Here is a 13,804-nt window from a genome sequence, read left to right as displayed (position 1 = left end):
CGACAACATCAATAATATCAAGCTTTAAGTCACGCTAGATCAGTACATTTCTACACGCAGCAAGTTTGCCGCTTACGAGGCGGGCTTCACGCTGATGAGTCTGCTATGCGGCTGGGCATGGAACATCCAGAGTATGATCGCCTTTCGCGCCCTGCAGGGACTGGCGGGCGGATCGATGATCCCGTTGGTTTTCACCACCGCCTTCGCCTTTTTCCAGGGCAAACAGCGGGTCATCGCCGCCGCGACGATCGGCGGCCTGGCTTCTCTGGCCCCCACGCTTGGCCCGACGGTGGGCGGCTGGATCACCGAAAACTTCAACTGGCACTGGCTGTTCTTTATCAACGTCGTTCCGGGGATTTACATCGCGGTTGCCGTACCGCTGCTGGTAAAAGTGGATACCGCCGCCCCCTCGCTGCTGCGCGGCGCGGATTATCTCAGTATCCTGCTGCTGGCGGCGTCTCTCGGTTGCCTGGAATATACCCTCGAAGAGGGCCCGCGCTGGGGCTGGTTTGACGACACCACCCTGGCGACCACCGGCTGGATCGCCCTGCTGTGCGGCGTGGCGTTTATTATTCGCACCCTGCGCCATCCGCAGCCGGTCATGGATCTTCGCGCCCTGCGGGACCGAACCTTCAGCCTCGGCTGCTATTTCTCGTTTATGGCCGGGGTCGGCATCTTCGCCACCATCTATTTAACCCCGCTGTACCTCGGTAGCGTGCGCGGTTTCAGCGCCCTGGAGATCGGCCTCGCGGTATTTTCCACCGGTCTGTTCCAGGTGATGTCGATCCCGTTTTATTCCTGGCTCGCCAACCGCGTCGACCTGCGCTGGCTGCTGATGGCCGGGCTGATCGGCTTTGCGGTTTCGATGTACAGCTTTGTCCCGATAACCCACGACTGGGGGGCCGACCAGCTGCTGCTGCCACAGGCTTTTCGCGGACTGGCGCAGCAGTTTGCCGTCGCGCCTACCGTGACCCTGACGCTGGGCAGCCTGCCGCCCGCCCGGCTTAAGCTGGCCTCCGGGCTGTTTAATTTAATGCGCAACCTCGGCGGCGCCATCGGCATCGCCCTGTGCGGAACCGTGCTTAACGACAGAACCAATTTGCATTACAGCCGTCTGGCGGATCATCTGAATAACGCCAACCTGGCAATGAGCGATTTTGTCCAGCGCAGCGCGGCAAACCTTGTCGCTCAGGGGATCTCCCCGGATGCCGCTCATACGGCGGCGCTGAAGAATCTTTCTGCTCTGACGCTGCGGGAGGCGCGAACGCAGGCATTTTCCGATGCTTTCTATCTCATCATGATCGGTTTTTTGATCGCCGCGCTGCTGGTTCCCTTGATGAACAAGCCGCAGGCACACTGATATTACAGGAGGGTTAATTATGGGCGTTTCAGCTAAACGTATTGTCGTGACCGGAATGGGGATCGTCAGCCCTCTGGGCTGCGGCGTACAGCACGTATGGCAGTCGCTGCTGGCAGGGAGGTCAGGTATTACCAGGCTTAACGAGCAGATGGTCGAGGATATTCCCTGCAAAGTGGCCGGGCAGGTTCCGTCCGTCGAACAAGATCCGCTGCATGGCTTCGATCCGCTGGCGGCCATCCCGGCGAAGGAACGCAAAAAAATGGATCGTTTTATCGAGTTTGCGCTGGTTGCCGCGCGTGAGGCGCTGACGCAGGCCGGGTGGTCGCCTGTATCGGCGGCAGAACAAGATCGCACCGCAACGGTGATCGCCACCGGGATCGGCGGGTTCAGCGAGATCGCCCACGCGGTACATACCACGGACGAACGCGGGCCGCGCCGCCTGTCTCCGTTTACCATCCCCTCTTTTCTTGCCAACCTGGCCGCCGGACATGTGTCTATCGCCCACGGTTTCCGTGGCCCCATCGGCGCGCCGGTCACCGCCTGTGCGGCAGGCGCGCAGGCCATTGGCGATGCCGCACGGATGATCCGCAGCGGCGAGGCGGATATCGCCCTCTGCGGCGGCGCAGAAGCGGCGATCCATCGCGTTAGCCTTGCCGGGTTTGCCGCAGCAAGAGCGCTCTCCAGCGCCTCCAATGACCGGCCGGAAGCGGCTTCCCGCCCCTTTGACCGCGACCGCGACGGTTTTGTGATGGGAGAAGGCGCGGGGCTTATCGTGATTGAGTCGCTGGAACACGCGCTGGCGCGCGGCGCCACGCCGCTGGCAGAACTGGTTGGCTACGGCACCAGCGCAGATGCTTATCACCTGACCGCTGGCCCGGAAGACGGCAACGGCGCGCGTCGGGCCATGGAAATAGCCATTCGTCAGGCGGGGGTCGCAGCGGAAGAGATAGACCATATCAATGCTCACGCCACCTCGACTCAGGTGGGAGACAAAGGTGAACTGGCGGCGATAAAAAGCCTGTTCGGCACGCATCCCGTCGCCATTACGTCCACGAAATCAGCAACCGGCCATCTGTTGGGCGCGGCCGGCGGGATTGAGGCTATCTTCACCATTCAGGCGCTGCGTGACCAGCTGGTGCCGCCGACGCTGAACCTGCATCACCCCGATGAAGACGCGGAAGGCCTGAACCTGGTGGCGCTGGTAGCTCGTCCACAAAATATGCGTTATGCGCTGTCGAACGGTTTTGGCTTTGGCGGCGTCAACGCCAGCCTGCTGCTGAAGCGCTGGGAATAGTCGTTCAGTTCCCCTCAGGCAAAGGCCGGCGGGGGACTTTCACCAGGTGAAAACGCGTATTGATACTCACGGTTTAATTCAGTTTCTTTATGATTAAGTTTTCCTCCGCGTTAAGGTTCAACCACCATGACCCAACCATCAGAGCCGACAGGTGCCAGATATTATTTAATCCGCCTGCTTGCTGTCGCGCTAACGGGGATCCTCGCCGGTATCGCCGGCATGGCGCTGGCGCTGATTTTACATGGGGTCCAGCATCTGGCCTTCGGCTACAGCCTTGACCAGCTTGTCAGCAGCGAAACCTTTCTCGAGGGCGTTACCGGCTCGCAGCATCTGCGCCGACTGACGGCGATCATCGGCGGCGGGGCCGTCGCCGGTTTTGGCTGGTGGCTGCTGGCACGCTATGGCAGGAAGCGCGTCGCCATTGCCGCCGCCGTGGCGAACCCTTGCGCGCCGATGCCGGCGGGCACCACGACGATCCATGCCCTGCTGCAGATTATTACCGTCGCCCTCGGTTCCCCGCTGGGGCGTGAAGTCGCGCCACGCGAGATGGGTTCGCTGGCGGCGGGGATGGTGGCGCGCAAATGTGATCTTGCTGAAAACGAAGCCCGGATTCTGATTGCCTGCGGCGCGGGAGCGGGCCTGGCGGCCGTGTATAACGTTCCGCTGGCAGGGGCGATATTTACGCTGGAAGTCCTGCTGCTGTCGTTCAGCTGGGAGAAAGCGCTGGCGGCGATAATAACCTCGGCGATAGCGGCGTGGGTCGCCACGCTGGGGCTGGGGGATGAATCTCAGTACCACTTCAGCTCAGCAGCGCTGCCGCACTCCTTTATCGGCTGGGCGATAGCTGCCAGCCCGCTGCTGGGCGCCGCCGCCTGGCTGTTTCGCAAAGCCACGACCGGCGTACGCACCCGGGTCAAAACCAACTGGCAGATGCCGGTATTTTGCCTGCTGGCATTCTCGGCACTTGCCGTGCTGAGCCTGTGGTTCCCACAATTACCGGGGAATGGTAAAGGGCCCATGCAGCTGGCGATAAGCAGCGGCCTTGGTTTTGACGCTGCGGCACTCCTGCTGGCACTGAAGCTGGCGGTTATTCTTGCCGTACTGCGCGGCGGTGCCGAAGGCGGGCTGCTGACGCCGGGGTTAACGGTTGGCGCCCTGCTGAGCCTGCTGCTGGCCACCGGCTGGCAATATCTGTTCCCCGGCGGCGACGTGGGCAGCTTCGCCCTCGTCGGCGGGGCGGCGTTCCTTGCCGCCTCCATGCAGATGCCGATGACCGCCGTCGCGCTGGTGATGGAGTTCACCCATATGGATCACCGCTATTTAGCCCCCGCGCTGCTGTGCGCCGCCGGGGCATTCATCACCTGCCGGGTACTGGATAAGAAATATGCATTCTGAACTCCGCGGGTCGCCCTCATCACCTGACCGGCCGATGCGTAAACGGTTCTTTGCCGTCGTCGCAGGCCCGGTCAGAGACGTTTTAACGTTTAGTGTGAATCTCAGCGCGGAGAACACAGTCTGTTTGCGGAAGCTATTTGTAAATAATATCGTGGGTGCCAACACGGCCGATCGTTCATCTGCCCTGCTACCGATTTAAGCCTACATCACTCAGTTGAGGAGCCTGGTCATGCCTGATGATCGTCCAAACTCACAGAACATACGGTTGCGACAGGAAACGGCCTCGCTACGCGATGAGATTAGGGCCAAAATCAGAGCCTATACCGGACAGCGTGAAAAGGTTCTCTGCCCCTTTCCCGGCGTCAGCGTTGCCGAATTACATCACCCGATGCCTCCCTATGCCTATCTCTACCAGCCCAGCGTGTCGCTGATTATTCAGGGAGAGAAGCGCGTCAGGCTGGGCGAAAGAACCTATGTTTATAATGAATCCCACTTTCTTCTGACTGCCGTCAATTTGCCAACCGTCGCTGAAGTCATGCAGGCCAGCGCTGAGCAACCGTTCATCTCGCTGCTGTTACAGCTGGACTTATCCCTCGCCCGGGAAGTGATGATCGATATGAAACAATACGGGAATGATGCGGAATACGCTGATGAGGGGATGTCGCTGGGCCCGGCCGACGGCCCGCTGCTTGATGCGCTGCTGCGCTATCTGAGCGTGAACGAACAGCCACAGGATAAAGGCTACATGGATAACCTCATTCAGCGCGAAATACTGTATCGTATTTTAACCAGTCCGGCGGGCAGGACCTTACGGGAAACCGTGCTGACGGGCTCGAGTGGGCAACGGATATCCGTGGCCATCGACTGGCTACGCGATAACTATGCGCAGCCGTTAAAGGTCGAAGCGCTGGCGCGGATTGCCGGCATGGGCGTCTCCACGCTGCACCACCATTTTCGCCGCCTGACCAATATGAGCCCGTTGCAGTACCAGAAGCAGTTACGCCTCCTTGAAGCCAGACGATTGTTATTGTCGCAAGATGCGGATGCCTCGACGGCGGCGATCAGCGTGGGGTATGAAAGCGTCAGCCAGTTCCACCGTGAGTACAAGCGTCAGTTTGGCATCACGCCGATTGGCGATAAAGCCTTGTCGCTGGCGGCTGGCACGGCGCGCCCCGACTGAAGGTCCACGTAACGGCTGACATCGATGCGCCGATGTCAGCCACCATCATCAGGCGGACAGCGAGGCCATATCAATCACGAAACGGTACTTCACCTCTCCCCGCTCCATGCGTTCAAACGCCTGGTTAATCTGCTGTATGGGGATGATCTCGCACTCCGGGTAAACCCCTTTCTGCGCGCAGAAATTCAGCATTTCCTGGGTTTGCGCAATGCCGCCGGAAGGTGAACCGGTAATGCGGCGGCGCCCCAGAATTAGCGGTAAGGTGCTGAAACCCTCCATATCGCCCAGATTGCCGACAATCACCAGCGCCCCTTCGATATCCAGCAATTGCACATACGGAGAAACATCATGGCGGGTGGGAATCGTGTCAATAATCACATCGAAAGAGGAGCCTGCCCGCTGCATATCCTCTGCTGACGTCGAGAGTAAAACATGCTTCGCTCCTAGCTCATGCGCCTCCTGAGCTTTTGCCGCACTCCGGGTGATCACGGTGACCGTGGCGCCCAGCGCCTGCGCCAGACGTACGGCAAGATGCCCCAGGCCACCGATGCCGATGACACCAACGCGTGAACCCGGGCCCACATTCCAGGTTCGTAGTGGGGAGTAAACGGTAATGCCGGCGCACAGAAGCGGCGCGGCGCGGGAAGGATCGAGCGCTTCCGGTAGCGTTAAGACAAACTCTTCCCGTACCACGATATGTTTCGCATAGCCGCCATAGGTGATCTCCCCCGAAATACGATCGCGGCCATTGTAGGTTACCGTCGGAAATTCGCGGCACATCTGTTCTTCGTGGCGACGGCACTGATCGCACTCCTGGCAGCTGTCGACTATCGTCCCGACGGCCACCATCTGCCCAACCTGATAGCGACTCACCTCGCTACCAACGTCAGTCACCCGGCCAATAATTTCGTGCCCGGGAACGCAGGGGTAAACGGTCGGCCCCCACTCTTTCCAGTCGTCCCGGGTTTGATGCAGATCGCTGTGACACACCCCGGACCACAGGATCTCAATCGCCACATCATTCCTGCGCAAGGCGCGTCGTTCAAAGCTAAAGGGAACCAGCGGAGTGGCGGCGTTAAGTGCGGCATAACCCATCGTTTTCATAGCTGCTCCAGTTGTGCATTAATCTTCCTGAACTGTAGCGGCCAGATGGATAACCAGGTGAGCCCGATCCTGCCTGATTACTGCCTATTACTCTTGAGCAATGGATATTGGCAAGCGGGAAAATATCGCCGGGTAGCAACCTGTATATCGACCGGCATGGTCTCTGGAATGACGATCAAAATTATCACACGGAATCTATCGCTGCCCTTCCGTTCAGGAGGATCTGATCTCCTCCCAGTAAACAGAGCCAGTCACAAACGAGGGGTTGTTTAGCAGCTTTAGCAAGTGTGACAGACGATAGGCATTAAGAGGAGTACGTGCGCATGAAACTCTTGCTTGATCACGTACGTGCATTGAAATGAATATAAGGGGGCAGTTTGCCCCCTATTCTTTAGGATAAGAAAGTTCAGCAGTGACTAAATGCGACTCTGATTTATCAGATTGGACGTCATACGCGAAGTTATACCGCTCTCCAGATGTAAACTTAAATCCGAACACAGGAAGACACTCACCTTTAGGAACATAAACAGGCTTGTCATCAAAAACCTTGTGAAGAGAGTCGCTTTTATCGCTGTTGATTTGAATAGCGGTGATCCGTTCCTGCGGCTCCAGTGGTGAAACCACACAAACTTGATTATCTTTGATAAATGCCGTTGTAGATTCACGATCTACCATTCGATCACCAGGACCAGGGCATCCTGTTAAGAGAAATACAACACCCAGCAACATTTTGTTCTTCATGTTTAACGCACCTTCCCTGTTACGATTTTCTGGTAAAGCGCAGGGACATCCTGCAACAAATCTATGCCCCTGTACATCCCCATGCGCCCAGGTCTCTGGTAGTAAGACCACTTACTGATCCCGTAAACCAGCAGTAACCAGTAATCAGCTATAATAGAGGCTTGCTGTTCAAGAGAGTAATCAGTGAGCTTTTCTTTATCCAGCCTGTAGGTATATTCAGCAGCCCAGCTAAAAGCGCCCCGCATTCTCACCCATTGCCCGTGCTGATGTTGCCACACATGCCCCAGTTCATGGATGAAAACGTATTTATCTTCGATGAAAACCGAATTTGCGGAAAAGTCTTCCCTATACATCGGCTTTCTGTACCATAACTCCCCGTTGGGAGTCATCGCATAGTTTTGTTTCTGTAGTCCGAAGGGTAAATAACTGTCGCAATGAATCCAGACACGGCTATACACTATCGAATCACCGAACACCCTGCGAGCCATTGCAATCTCGCCTAACGTCATCCGGCGTAATGTTCCTTCATCTGTCTGTGCGCTCATAAACAGTCCTTCTTGTATGATTTATCTAAATCGTAAAATCATAAGTCGAAATAGTCTATACGCGAACATTAGCCATTCATCAAACGCAGTGACGGTGCAAGCGCTATTCCCCATTGGTATTATCCCCGTCCTCTTGTAGCATGGACTCGATAAACTCCCGTTGCTCATGCGTCGGCGCAAGTTCTTCCAGCAAGCGCTCCTGGACTGACCCCACAACCGTGGTGGGGTCAGTCCAATAAGAACAGCTTGTACTCATTCACATACATCACTAAAGGGCAGTGCTCGTATACCAAAACCTTTGACACGGATGATCAGTCGTAGAGCCAGCGCCCGACTTTAGCACTTTCAATAAACATTTGTACCGTTAATGGTTCTGGTTTGTGGTGATCTGTTTTGAGGTATTCAGGAAGAATGGCGTTTGGAAGAAACCAAATGCCAGTACTGGGAAAATAGCGACGAAAGTTAGAACTCTCGATATCTACATTCAATGATTCAGAGTAGTCATTTAGGAATGAGTCCATATCTTCTGGAAGCACTACATTATCACCATCACTCAGTGATGTATCATCGTCCATCTTCCAAAAGTGCTTTTCGATCAGTCCGTGAACAGTAGCATCGATATCCATACCTATTTCCCCGTAATTAATCGGTAACGATGAACAACATTAGTAGTAATGACGCCAATATCGTAAACAGCGATCACAACACCAATCCACGGTACCCAGCGCCCAATATAACCACCGATACTAGTGGTGTATGCCCAATCTTTGCGGAGTATCGAAGCAATTGTGAGCGTCCTTTTGCGTTTCTCAAAGGAGCCTGTGAACACCTTACGGAAAACAAGAGATAGAGGCTTGTACCTTTGGTTGCACGGCGGTAATCAATCTTACCTCGTACAGGCACTAAAGGTAGTCCTTTCGAGACTATCAAAAATCGGTCAGATATTTTAAATTTGCTGCAATTTTGAGCGATGGAGCTATTTTTCTACTAAGCCGTGAGAATGTAGAGCCAAGGATATTTTAAGCAGGAGGATGTAAACTGGGAGGATAAAGAGATGGGACACCCACGGGGGCGGGTTGTGAAAGTATTTCCTGTTGTCTTCGACCTTGTTGCACATAAAACGACCAGACACATTTTGGGAAGGAGTCTTTAATGGATATCGCGCTGCTCAACAGGGGCTGGAACAGAACATGGTCAGATACCATGGTGAATCTTGAAGCCCGGAAACTCGTCGAAACAGCAAATCGGCTGTCAGCATTCTATTTGCAAGATGGTCTTACACGTATCAAGTTTGTCGAAGAGATAAAACAGGTCGTAGAGAAAGAATTTGAAACTGCACGACGGGCCAAAACCGATGAAGAATGCATTGCATGCATCAAAAATCTGCGTGCCGAAACGGATAATCTGCACGAACAAGAACGCCTGTTAAGAACCAGAGCCGCACAGCTTTACGCGAAGGTCGAGTTTGTTAAGGAAAATAATAAAATCGTCGGATACGTGATTTCGGCTATTCACATTGTGGTTTCTGGAATGGCAATTGCTGGCGGTGCGTTGATGGTCGCTACGATGACACCTTTAGGTATGCTGGCAGGGGCTATCCTTGTAACTGATGGCATTAACGGTCTGTCAAAAGAAATCATTCCTGGCATATATGGAAAACAATATAAAACAGAGGGATTTGTGGCTGATGGCACTATGGAAGCAGCCCAATTTATGGGTTTCAAGCCTGAAACAGGACTTGCGATTTATAACGCGATTACGTTAACTGCAAGTGTATATAGCATCTTTGGATTAGCCAGAAGACCCGAAGCATGGAGGCTATTTAAATGGATGCCCCGTGATTTCTATCGCAAGGTCGATACGATGAGCCGTCCAAAATTAACGATGAAAATAGTAGGTTATGGGCTTAAGGCCAAAGTAATATTTGACCTGCTTTCTACTGACACATCGAACCATTAGCCTCTAAATTTTCTCCAGAACCGCCAGGATTTATAAGAAAGGACTGGCGGCTGAATAAATGCAACGATGACTATTGCGATCAGAATTGATATCCCACCACCCACGACGGTTTCTTTCGCAGAAAACAACACTAAAATGATAAAAACCATCAGACATGCCGATGCTATCCATAAAACAACCCTGAATCGATTAGCTAGATCCTGAATCGCCTCACCCAACGTGCCACCATAGCTTTCAACGTTGTTTTTTATCTTCTGCAAATCCGATGGAGTAAACCCTGAACGTAACAAAGCCTCATCAGTCACTTTCATATCGTCTTGTCCCTTATCTCCCAGAAGTTTTTTCTCAATCGCTGATTGTGCAAGCAATCATACTGATGAACTTTACAGCAATCCAGCCGAAACTTTTCGTCAGACTCCATCTCCCCTTTCTTAACTTCTGGGTGATGCCAGGACATTGCGACGATATAAGATTAACGATCGCATGATGTTTCTGCTATTTATCAGATTTCAGACAATAGCAGCCATAAAGCCCGTTGGTGGTAAGACAACGTGCGGAGCCGCCAGGCGACCACATCAGGATATGTCAGACAGTGGGGTTTATCAGGATGACCATGTACCCGAAGGAGCGAGGCCGAACCGCTGGCAGAGCTTGCATGTGGTTTGCAAGTACCAAAACCACCATAAACCTGTTTATTCCCTGCAACGTCACCACGACGTGTGGCATGTGGGAGCATCGGCAAAAATGCGCTTCACTGAAAGTTCGGGGAATTATGCCGGGTAGACGGCTTTGTGTTCATGTTGGACTGTCGCAGTATGAGCGATGGAACGACTGCCAGTGTGATGATATGCTCCCCTGTACCACAGACCAATCACGCGACAGGTGCGGGCGTAGAACAATGGGTAGTTTAAGTTGTACCTGTAAAGCAGGGCAACGTAACTGACTGAACAATCTAACTTATTGATTATTCAGGAGAATTGGAGCGGGCGAAGGGAATCGAACCCTCGTATAGAGCTTGGGAAGCTCTCGTTCTACCATTGAACTACGCCCGCATTGAGGTGCGAGGGTCATTATAGACCTTACGCACCATGTTACAAGACTGAATGACGCTAACTGCCGATAAATTAACCTGTTAGCACTTAGGTTTACTGCCCTGCGGCGGTAAATAACGCAGCGGATCGATAGCGGTGGCCCGATAGCGTATCTGGAAGTGCAGACGCACGGAATCGGCATCGCTGCTGCCCATGGTGGCAATCTGTTGGCCAATCTTCACGCTCTGGCCATTATTGACCATCAGCTTATCATTATGGGCATAGGCGGTGATGTAATCTTCATTGTGCTTAATCATGATCAGATTACCGTAACCGCGCAGCTGATTCCCGACGTACACCACCTTGCCGGCCCCTGCCGCATAAACCGCCTGCCCGCGCGTGCCGGCGATATCGATGCCCTTATTCCCGCCATCATTAGAGGAGTAAGGCAGCACCACCTTGCCGCTGGTCGGCCAGCGCCAGCAGCGTTGCCCCACCGGTGGCCAGGATACCGGCGGCAAAGCGGCCGGCGGCTTCGCCGCCGCGGTACGCGTACCGCTGGTTTTCTTCGCACTCTTCGTAGAGCCCGCCCCTGCCGCCGGGTTCAGCTTCAGACGCTGCCCAACTTCAATCGTATAGGGTGGGGAGATGTTATTGAGTCGGGCCAGATCTTTGACGCTGGTGCCGGTCGCACGGGAAATTCGGTACAGCGTATCCCCGCGTTTGACGGTGTAGACGGAACCGGAATCAGATGTACTGGAACATCCCGCAATAACCAGGCTGCTGACCAACATCATCGTGATAAAAAAGCGTTTTCTCATCTGGCGTCCTGCACTTAACACAGCTCTCATCTCGTCACAATGGACGACCATCATACCAGCCCGCCGGCAGATCCCCAATCGATACGCTTGTTATGTCACCTGCGCTCCGTCGCGGTTGCCAACTGTTAGGGTAGCCTGTTTAGGTAATGCCTTTCGCGCATTTATCGGCTACCCTAGGCCCTGAGTGCATGACCTGGCGAGTGTGTGCCGGGTCATTTTTATGATCAGGAGTTGTCATGACCGGGGAATATGTCATTTTGCTCGATGAGCAGGATAAACCCGCTGGCATGCTGGAAAAGTATGCTGCCCATACCCTCAATACCCCTTTACACCTCGCGTTTTCCTGCTGGTTGTTTAATCAACGGGGCCAGCTGCTGGTGACCCGCCGTTCGCTGGGTAAGAAAGCCTGGCCGGGCGTCTGGACCAACTCGGTCTGCGGGCATCCTCAGGAAGGTGAAACCTTTGAACAGGCCGTGACGCGACGCAGCCGCTTTGAGCTGGGCGTCGATATCGCCAACGTCGCGCCCGTTCATCCTGAGTTCCGCTATCGGGCGGTGGCGCCAAACGGTATTGTCGAAAACGAAGTGTGCCCGGTGTACGCCGCGCGGATTACCAGCCCGCTGTTGCCCAATAGCGATGAGGTCATGGATTATCAGTGGTGTGAACTGGATGCGCTGCTGCAGGCTCTGGCGGTCACGCCGTGGGCATTCAGCCCGTGGATGGTGCTCGAAGCGGCGGATGAGGATGCGCGTCTGGCGCTGATAAACTACGCCGCCTCACTGGCTGACGGCACAGCGCAGCAATAAAAAACCCCGGCATCTGTGGCCGGGGTTTTGCTTTGCGCGGACGCGCTTATTTAACCGGACGCATCGCCGGGAACAGAATAACGTCGCGGATGGTGTGGCTGTTGGTGAACAGCATCACCATACGATCGATACCGATGCCGAGGCCAGCGGTCGGCGGCAGGCCGTGCTCCAGCGCGGTCACGTAGTCTTCGTCGTAGAACATCGCTTCGTCGTCGCCGGCGGCTTTCGCGTTCACCTGATCCAGGAAACGCTGCGCCTGGTCTTCGGCGTCGTTCAGCTCGCTGAAGCCGTTGCCGATTTCGCGGCCGCCGATGAAGAACTCAAATCGATCGGTGATTTCCGGGTTCTCATCGTTACGACGCGCCAGCGGAGAAACTTCTGCCGGGTATTCGGTAATGAAGGTCGGCTGAATCAGGTGCGCTTCCGCCACTTCTTCAAAGATTTCAGTGACGATACGGCCCAGACCCCAGCTCTTCTCAACGTTAATGCCGATGGACTCGGCAATGGCTTTCGCCGAATCGAAGTTATCCAGATCCGCCATCTCGGTTTGCGGACGGTATTTCTTGATAGCTTCGCGCATGGTCAGTTTTTCAAACGGCTTGCCGAAGTCAAAGGTCTGATCGCCATAAGGCACAGCGGTGTTGCCCAGAATATCCTGCGCCAGGGTGCGGAACAGGGATTCGGTCAGCTCGATCAGATCTTTATAATCCGCATACGCCATGTAGAGTTCCATCATGGTGAACTCGGGGTTATGACGGACGGAGATCCCTTCGTTGCGGAAGTTGCGGTTGATCTCGAACACGCGTTCAAAGCCGCCCACCACCAGGCGTTTCAGGTACAGTTCCGGCGCGATACGCAGGTACATGTCCAGATCCAGCGCGTTGTGATGAGTAATGAACGGACGGGCAGACGCGCCGCCGGGGATCACCTGCATCATCGGGGTTTCCACTTCCATAAAGCCGCGGCCCACCATGAACTGGCGGATACCGGCCAGAATCTGCGAGCGGACTTTAAAGGTGTGGCGCGATTCGTCGTTGGAGATCAGATCCAGATAGCGCTGGCGATAGCGCGCTTCCTGATCCTGCAGGCCGTGGAATTTGTCCGGCAGCGGGCGCAGGGCTTTGGTCAACAGGCGCAGCTCGGTACAGTGGATAGACAGCTCGCCGGTTTTGGTTTTGAACAGCCTGCCGCGCGCCGCGAGGATATCGCCGAGGTCCCATTTTTTGAACTGCTCGTTGTAGACGCCTTCCGGCAGATCGTCACGCGCAACGTACAGCTGAATACGGCCGCCAACGTCCTGCAGGGTCACGAAAGAGGCTTTCCCCATGATACGACGGGTCATCATGCGGCCAGCCACAGAGACTTCAACGTTCAGCGCTTCCAGCTCTTCATTGTCTTTGGCATCGAAGTCAGCGTGCAGTTGGTCAGAGGTATGGTCACGACGGAAATCGTTCGGGAACGGGATACCCTGCTCACGAAGCTGAGCCAGCTTTTCACGACGGCTTTTCAGTTCATTATTAAGGTCAATTGCCGCGTCAGCGCCCTGTGCTTGTTGTTCAGACATGTTG

General features: G+C 54.8%; 12 protein-coding genes, 1 tRNA gene and 1 pseudogene. 6 read left to right on the top strand and 8 right to left on the bottom strand.

The annotated features are described in order from the left end of the window. Nucleotides 1–34: 34 nt before the first annotated feature. The 4 genes and pseudogenes from ACI2JR_RS22050 to ACI2JR_RS22035 all read left to right on the top strand — a co-directional run. Nucleotides 35–1,360, top strand: a pseudogene (locus ACI2JR_RS22050) (DHA2 family efflux MFS transporter permease subunit); the annotation flags it as partial. A 19-nt stretch (nucleotides 1,361–1,379) separates the two neighbouring features. Beyond that, complete coding sequence (gene fabF, locus ACI2JR_RS22045; RefSeq protein WP_462479475.1) at nucleotides 1,380–2,654, top strand: beta-ketoacyl-ACP synthase II; 1,275 nt, start codon at nucleotides 1,380–1,382, stop codon at nucleotides 2,652–2,654. Nucleotides 2,655–2,780: 126 nt separating this feature from the next. Then, nucleotides 2,781–4,049: a chloride channel protein gene (locus ACI2JR_RS22040; protein ID WP_462479474.1), complete on the top strand. Its 1,269-nt coding sequence runs from the start codon at nucleotides 2,781–2,783 to the stop codon at nucleotides 4,047–4,049. 229 nt (nucleotides 4,050–4,278) lie between these two features. Then, on the top strand, nucleotides 4,279–5,229 hold the full coding sequence (locus ACI2JR_RS22035; protein ID WP_462479473.1) for an AraC family transcriptional regulator N-terminal domain-containing protein: 951 nt from the start codon (nucleotides 4,279–4,281) through the stop codon (nucleotides 5,227–5,229). Nucleotides 5,230–5,277: 48 nt separating this feature from the next. Here ACI2JR_RS22035 and ACI2JR_RS22030 read toward each other — a convergent pair whose 3' ends face one another. The 4 genes from ACI2JR_RS22030 to ACI2JR_RS22015 form a co-directional block, all read right to left on the bottom strand. Then, nucleotides 5,278–6,333, bottom strand: a complete 1,056-nt coding sequence (locus ACI2JR_RS22030) for an NAD(P)-dependent alcohol dehydrogenase (RefSeq protein WP_132730597.1) — start codon at nucleotides 6,331–6,333, stop codon at nucleotides 5,278–5,280. A 384-nt stretch (nucleotides 6,334–6,717) separates the two neighbouring features. Beyond that, entirely contained in the window at nucleotides 6,718–7,074 is a 357-nt protein-coding gene (locus tag ACI2JR_RS22025) for a putative T6SS immunity periplasmic lipoprotein (protein ID WP_132730598.1), read from the bottom strand. Nucleotides 7,075–7,076: 2 nt separating this feature from the next. Continuing rightward, nucleotides 7,077–7,619, bottom strand: a complete 543-nt coding sequence (locus ACI2JR_RS22020; RefSeq protein ID WP_462479472.1) for a type IV secretion protein Rhs — start codon at nucleotides 7,617–7,619, stop codon at nucleotides 7,077–7,079. A gap of 311 nt (nucleotides 7,620–7,930) precedes the next feature. Next, a complete protein-coding gene (locus ACI2JR_RS22015; protein ID WP_132731911.1) occupies nucleotides 7,931–8,245 on the bottom strand; it encodes a DUF1493 family protein in 315 nt (104 codons plus the stop codon). Between the two features lie 526 nt (nucleotides 8,246–8,771). Here ACI2JR_RS22015 and ACI2JR_RS22010 point away from each other — a divergent pair. Beyond that, nucleotides 8,772–9,578: a DUF4225 domain-containing protein gene (locus tag ACI2JR_RS22010; RefSeq protein ID WP_132731912.1), complete on the top strand. Its 807-nt coding sequence runs from the start codon at nucleotides 8,772–8,774 to the stop codon at nucleotides 9,576–9,578. Here the strand turns inward: ACI2JR_RS22010 and ACI2JR_RS22005 are convergent. The 3 genes from ACI2JR_RS22005 to actS all read right to left on the bottom strand — a co-directional run bounded on the left by ACI2JR_RS22005 (nucleotide 9,575) and on the right by actS (nucleotide 11,430). Further along, nucleotides 9,575–9,889 (bottom strand): hypothetical protein, encoded by a 315-nt coding sequence (locus tag ACI2JR_RS22005; protein WP_132731913.1) that lies wholly within the window; start codon nucleotides 9,887–9,889, stop codon nucleotides 9,575–9,577. The genes ACI2JR_RS22010 and ACI2JR_RS22005 overlap by 4 nt on opposite strands. A gap of 667 nt (nucleotides 9,890–10,556) precedes the next feature. Next, nucleotides 10,557–10,630, bottom strand: a tRNA-Gly gene (locus ACI2JR_RS22000). An 80-nt stretch (nucleotides 10,631–10,710) separates the two neighbouring features. Then, complete coding sequence (gene actS / locus ACI2JR_RS21995) at nucleotides 10,711–11,430, bottom strand: amidase activator ActS (protein WP_132731914.1); 720 nt, start codon at nucleotides 11,428–11,430, stop codon at nucleotides 10,711–10,713. A gap of 236 nt (nucleotides 11,431–11,666) precedes the next feature. Here actS and idi point away from each other — a divergent pair, with 236 nt between their 5' ends. After that, nucleotides 11,667–12,236, top strand: coding sequence for an isopentenyl-diphosphate Delta-isomerase (gene idi / locus ACI2JR_RS21990; RefSeq protein ID WP_132731915.1), 570 nt, complete (start codon nucleotides 11,667–11,669; stop codon nucleotides 12,234–12,236). 46 nt (nucleotides 12,237–12,282) lie between these two features. Here idi and lysS read toward each other — a convergent pair whose 3' ends face one another. After that, nucleotides 12,283–13,800, bottom strand: coding sequence for a lysine--tRNA ligase (gene lysS, locus ACI2JR_RS21985; RefSeq protein WP_462479471.1), 1,518 nt, complete (start codon nucleotides 13,798–13,800; stop codon nucleotides 12,283–12,285). Nucleotides 13,801–13,804: the final 4 nt, after the last annotated feature.

The organism is Klebsiella sp. NPDC088457, assembly GCF_044900465.1.
Lineage (GTDB): Bacteria > Pseudomonadota > Gammaproteobacteria > Enterobacterales > Enterobacteriaceae > Klebsiella.
This window is presented reverse-complemented; position numbering and strand designations above follow the sequence as displayed.

Excerpts from the sequence above, each read along its gene's own strand:
- ACI2JR_RS22010 (WP_132731912.1), top strand. The coding sequence starts at position 8,772 with ATGGATATCGCGCTGCTCAACAGGGGCTGGAACAGAACATGGTCAGAT.
- fabF (WP_462479475.1), top strand. The coding sequence starts at position 1,380 with ATGGGCGTTTCAGCTAAACGTATTGTCGTGACCGGAATGGGGATCGTC.
- lysS (WP_462479471.1), bottom strand. The coding sequence starts at position 13,800 with ATGTCTGAACAACAAGCACAGGGCGCTGACGCGGCAATTGACCTTAAT.
- ACI2JR_RS22015 (WP_132731911.1), bottom strand. The coding sequence starts at position 8,245 with ATGGATATCGATGCTACTGTTCACGGACTGATCGAAAAGCACTTTTGG.
- ACI2JR_RS22025 (WP_132730598.1), bottom strand. The coding sequence starts at position 7,074 with ATGAAGAACAAAATGTTGCTGGGTGTTGTATTTCTCTTAACAGGATGC.
- ACI2JR_RS22040 (WP_462479474.1), top strand. The coding sequence starts at position 2,781 with ATGACCCAACCATCAGAGCCGACAGGTGCCAGATATTATTTAATCCGC.
- ACI2JR_RS22030 (WP_132730597.1), bottom strand. The coding sequence starts at position 6,333 with ATGAAAACGATGGGTTATGCCGCACTTAACGCCGCCACTCCGCTGGTT.
- idi (WP_132731915.1), top strand. The coding sequence starts at position 11,667 with ATGACCGGGGAATATGTCATTTTGCTCGATGAGCAGGATAAACCCGCT.
- ACI2JR_RS22035 (WP_462479473.1), top strand. The coding sequence starts at position 4,279 with ATGCCTGATGATCGTCCAAACTCACAGAACATACGGTTGCGACAGGAA.
- ACI2JR_RS22020 (WP_462479472.1), bottom strand. The coding sequence starts at position 7,619 with ATGAGCGCACAGACAGATGAAGGAACATTACGCCGGATGACGTTAGGC.
- actS (WP_132731914.1), bottom strand. The coding sequence starts at position 11,430 with ATGAGAAAACGCTTTTTTATCACGATGATGTTGGTCAGCAGCCTGGTT.
- ACI2JR_RS22005 (WP_132731913.1), bottom strand. The coding sequence starts at position 9,889 with ATGAAAGTGACTGATGAGGCTTTGTTACGTTCAGGGTTTACTCCATCG.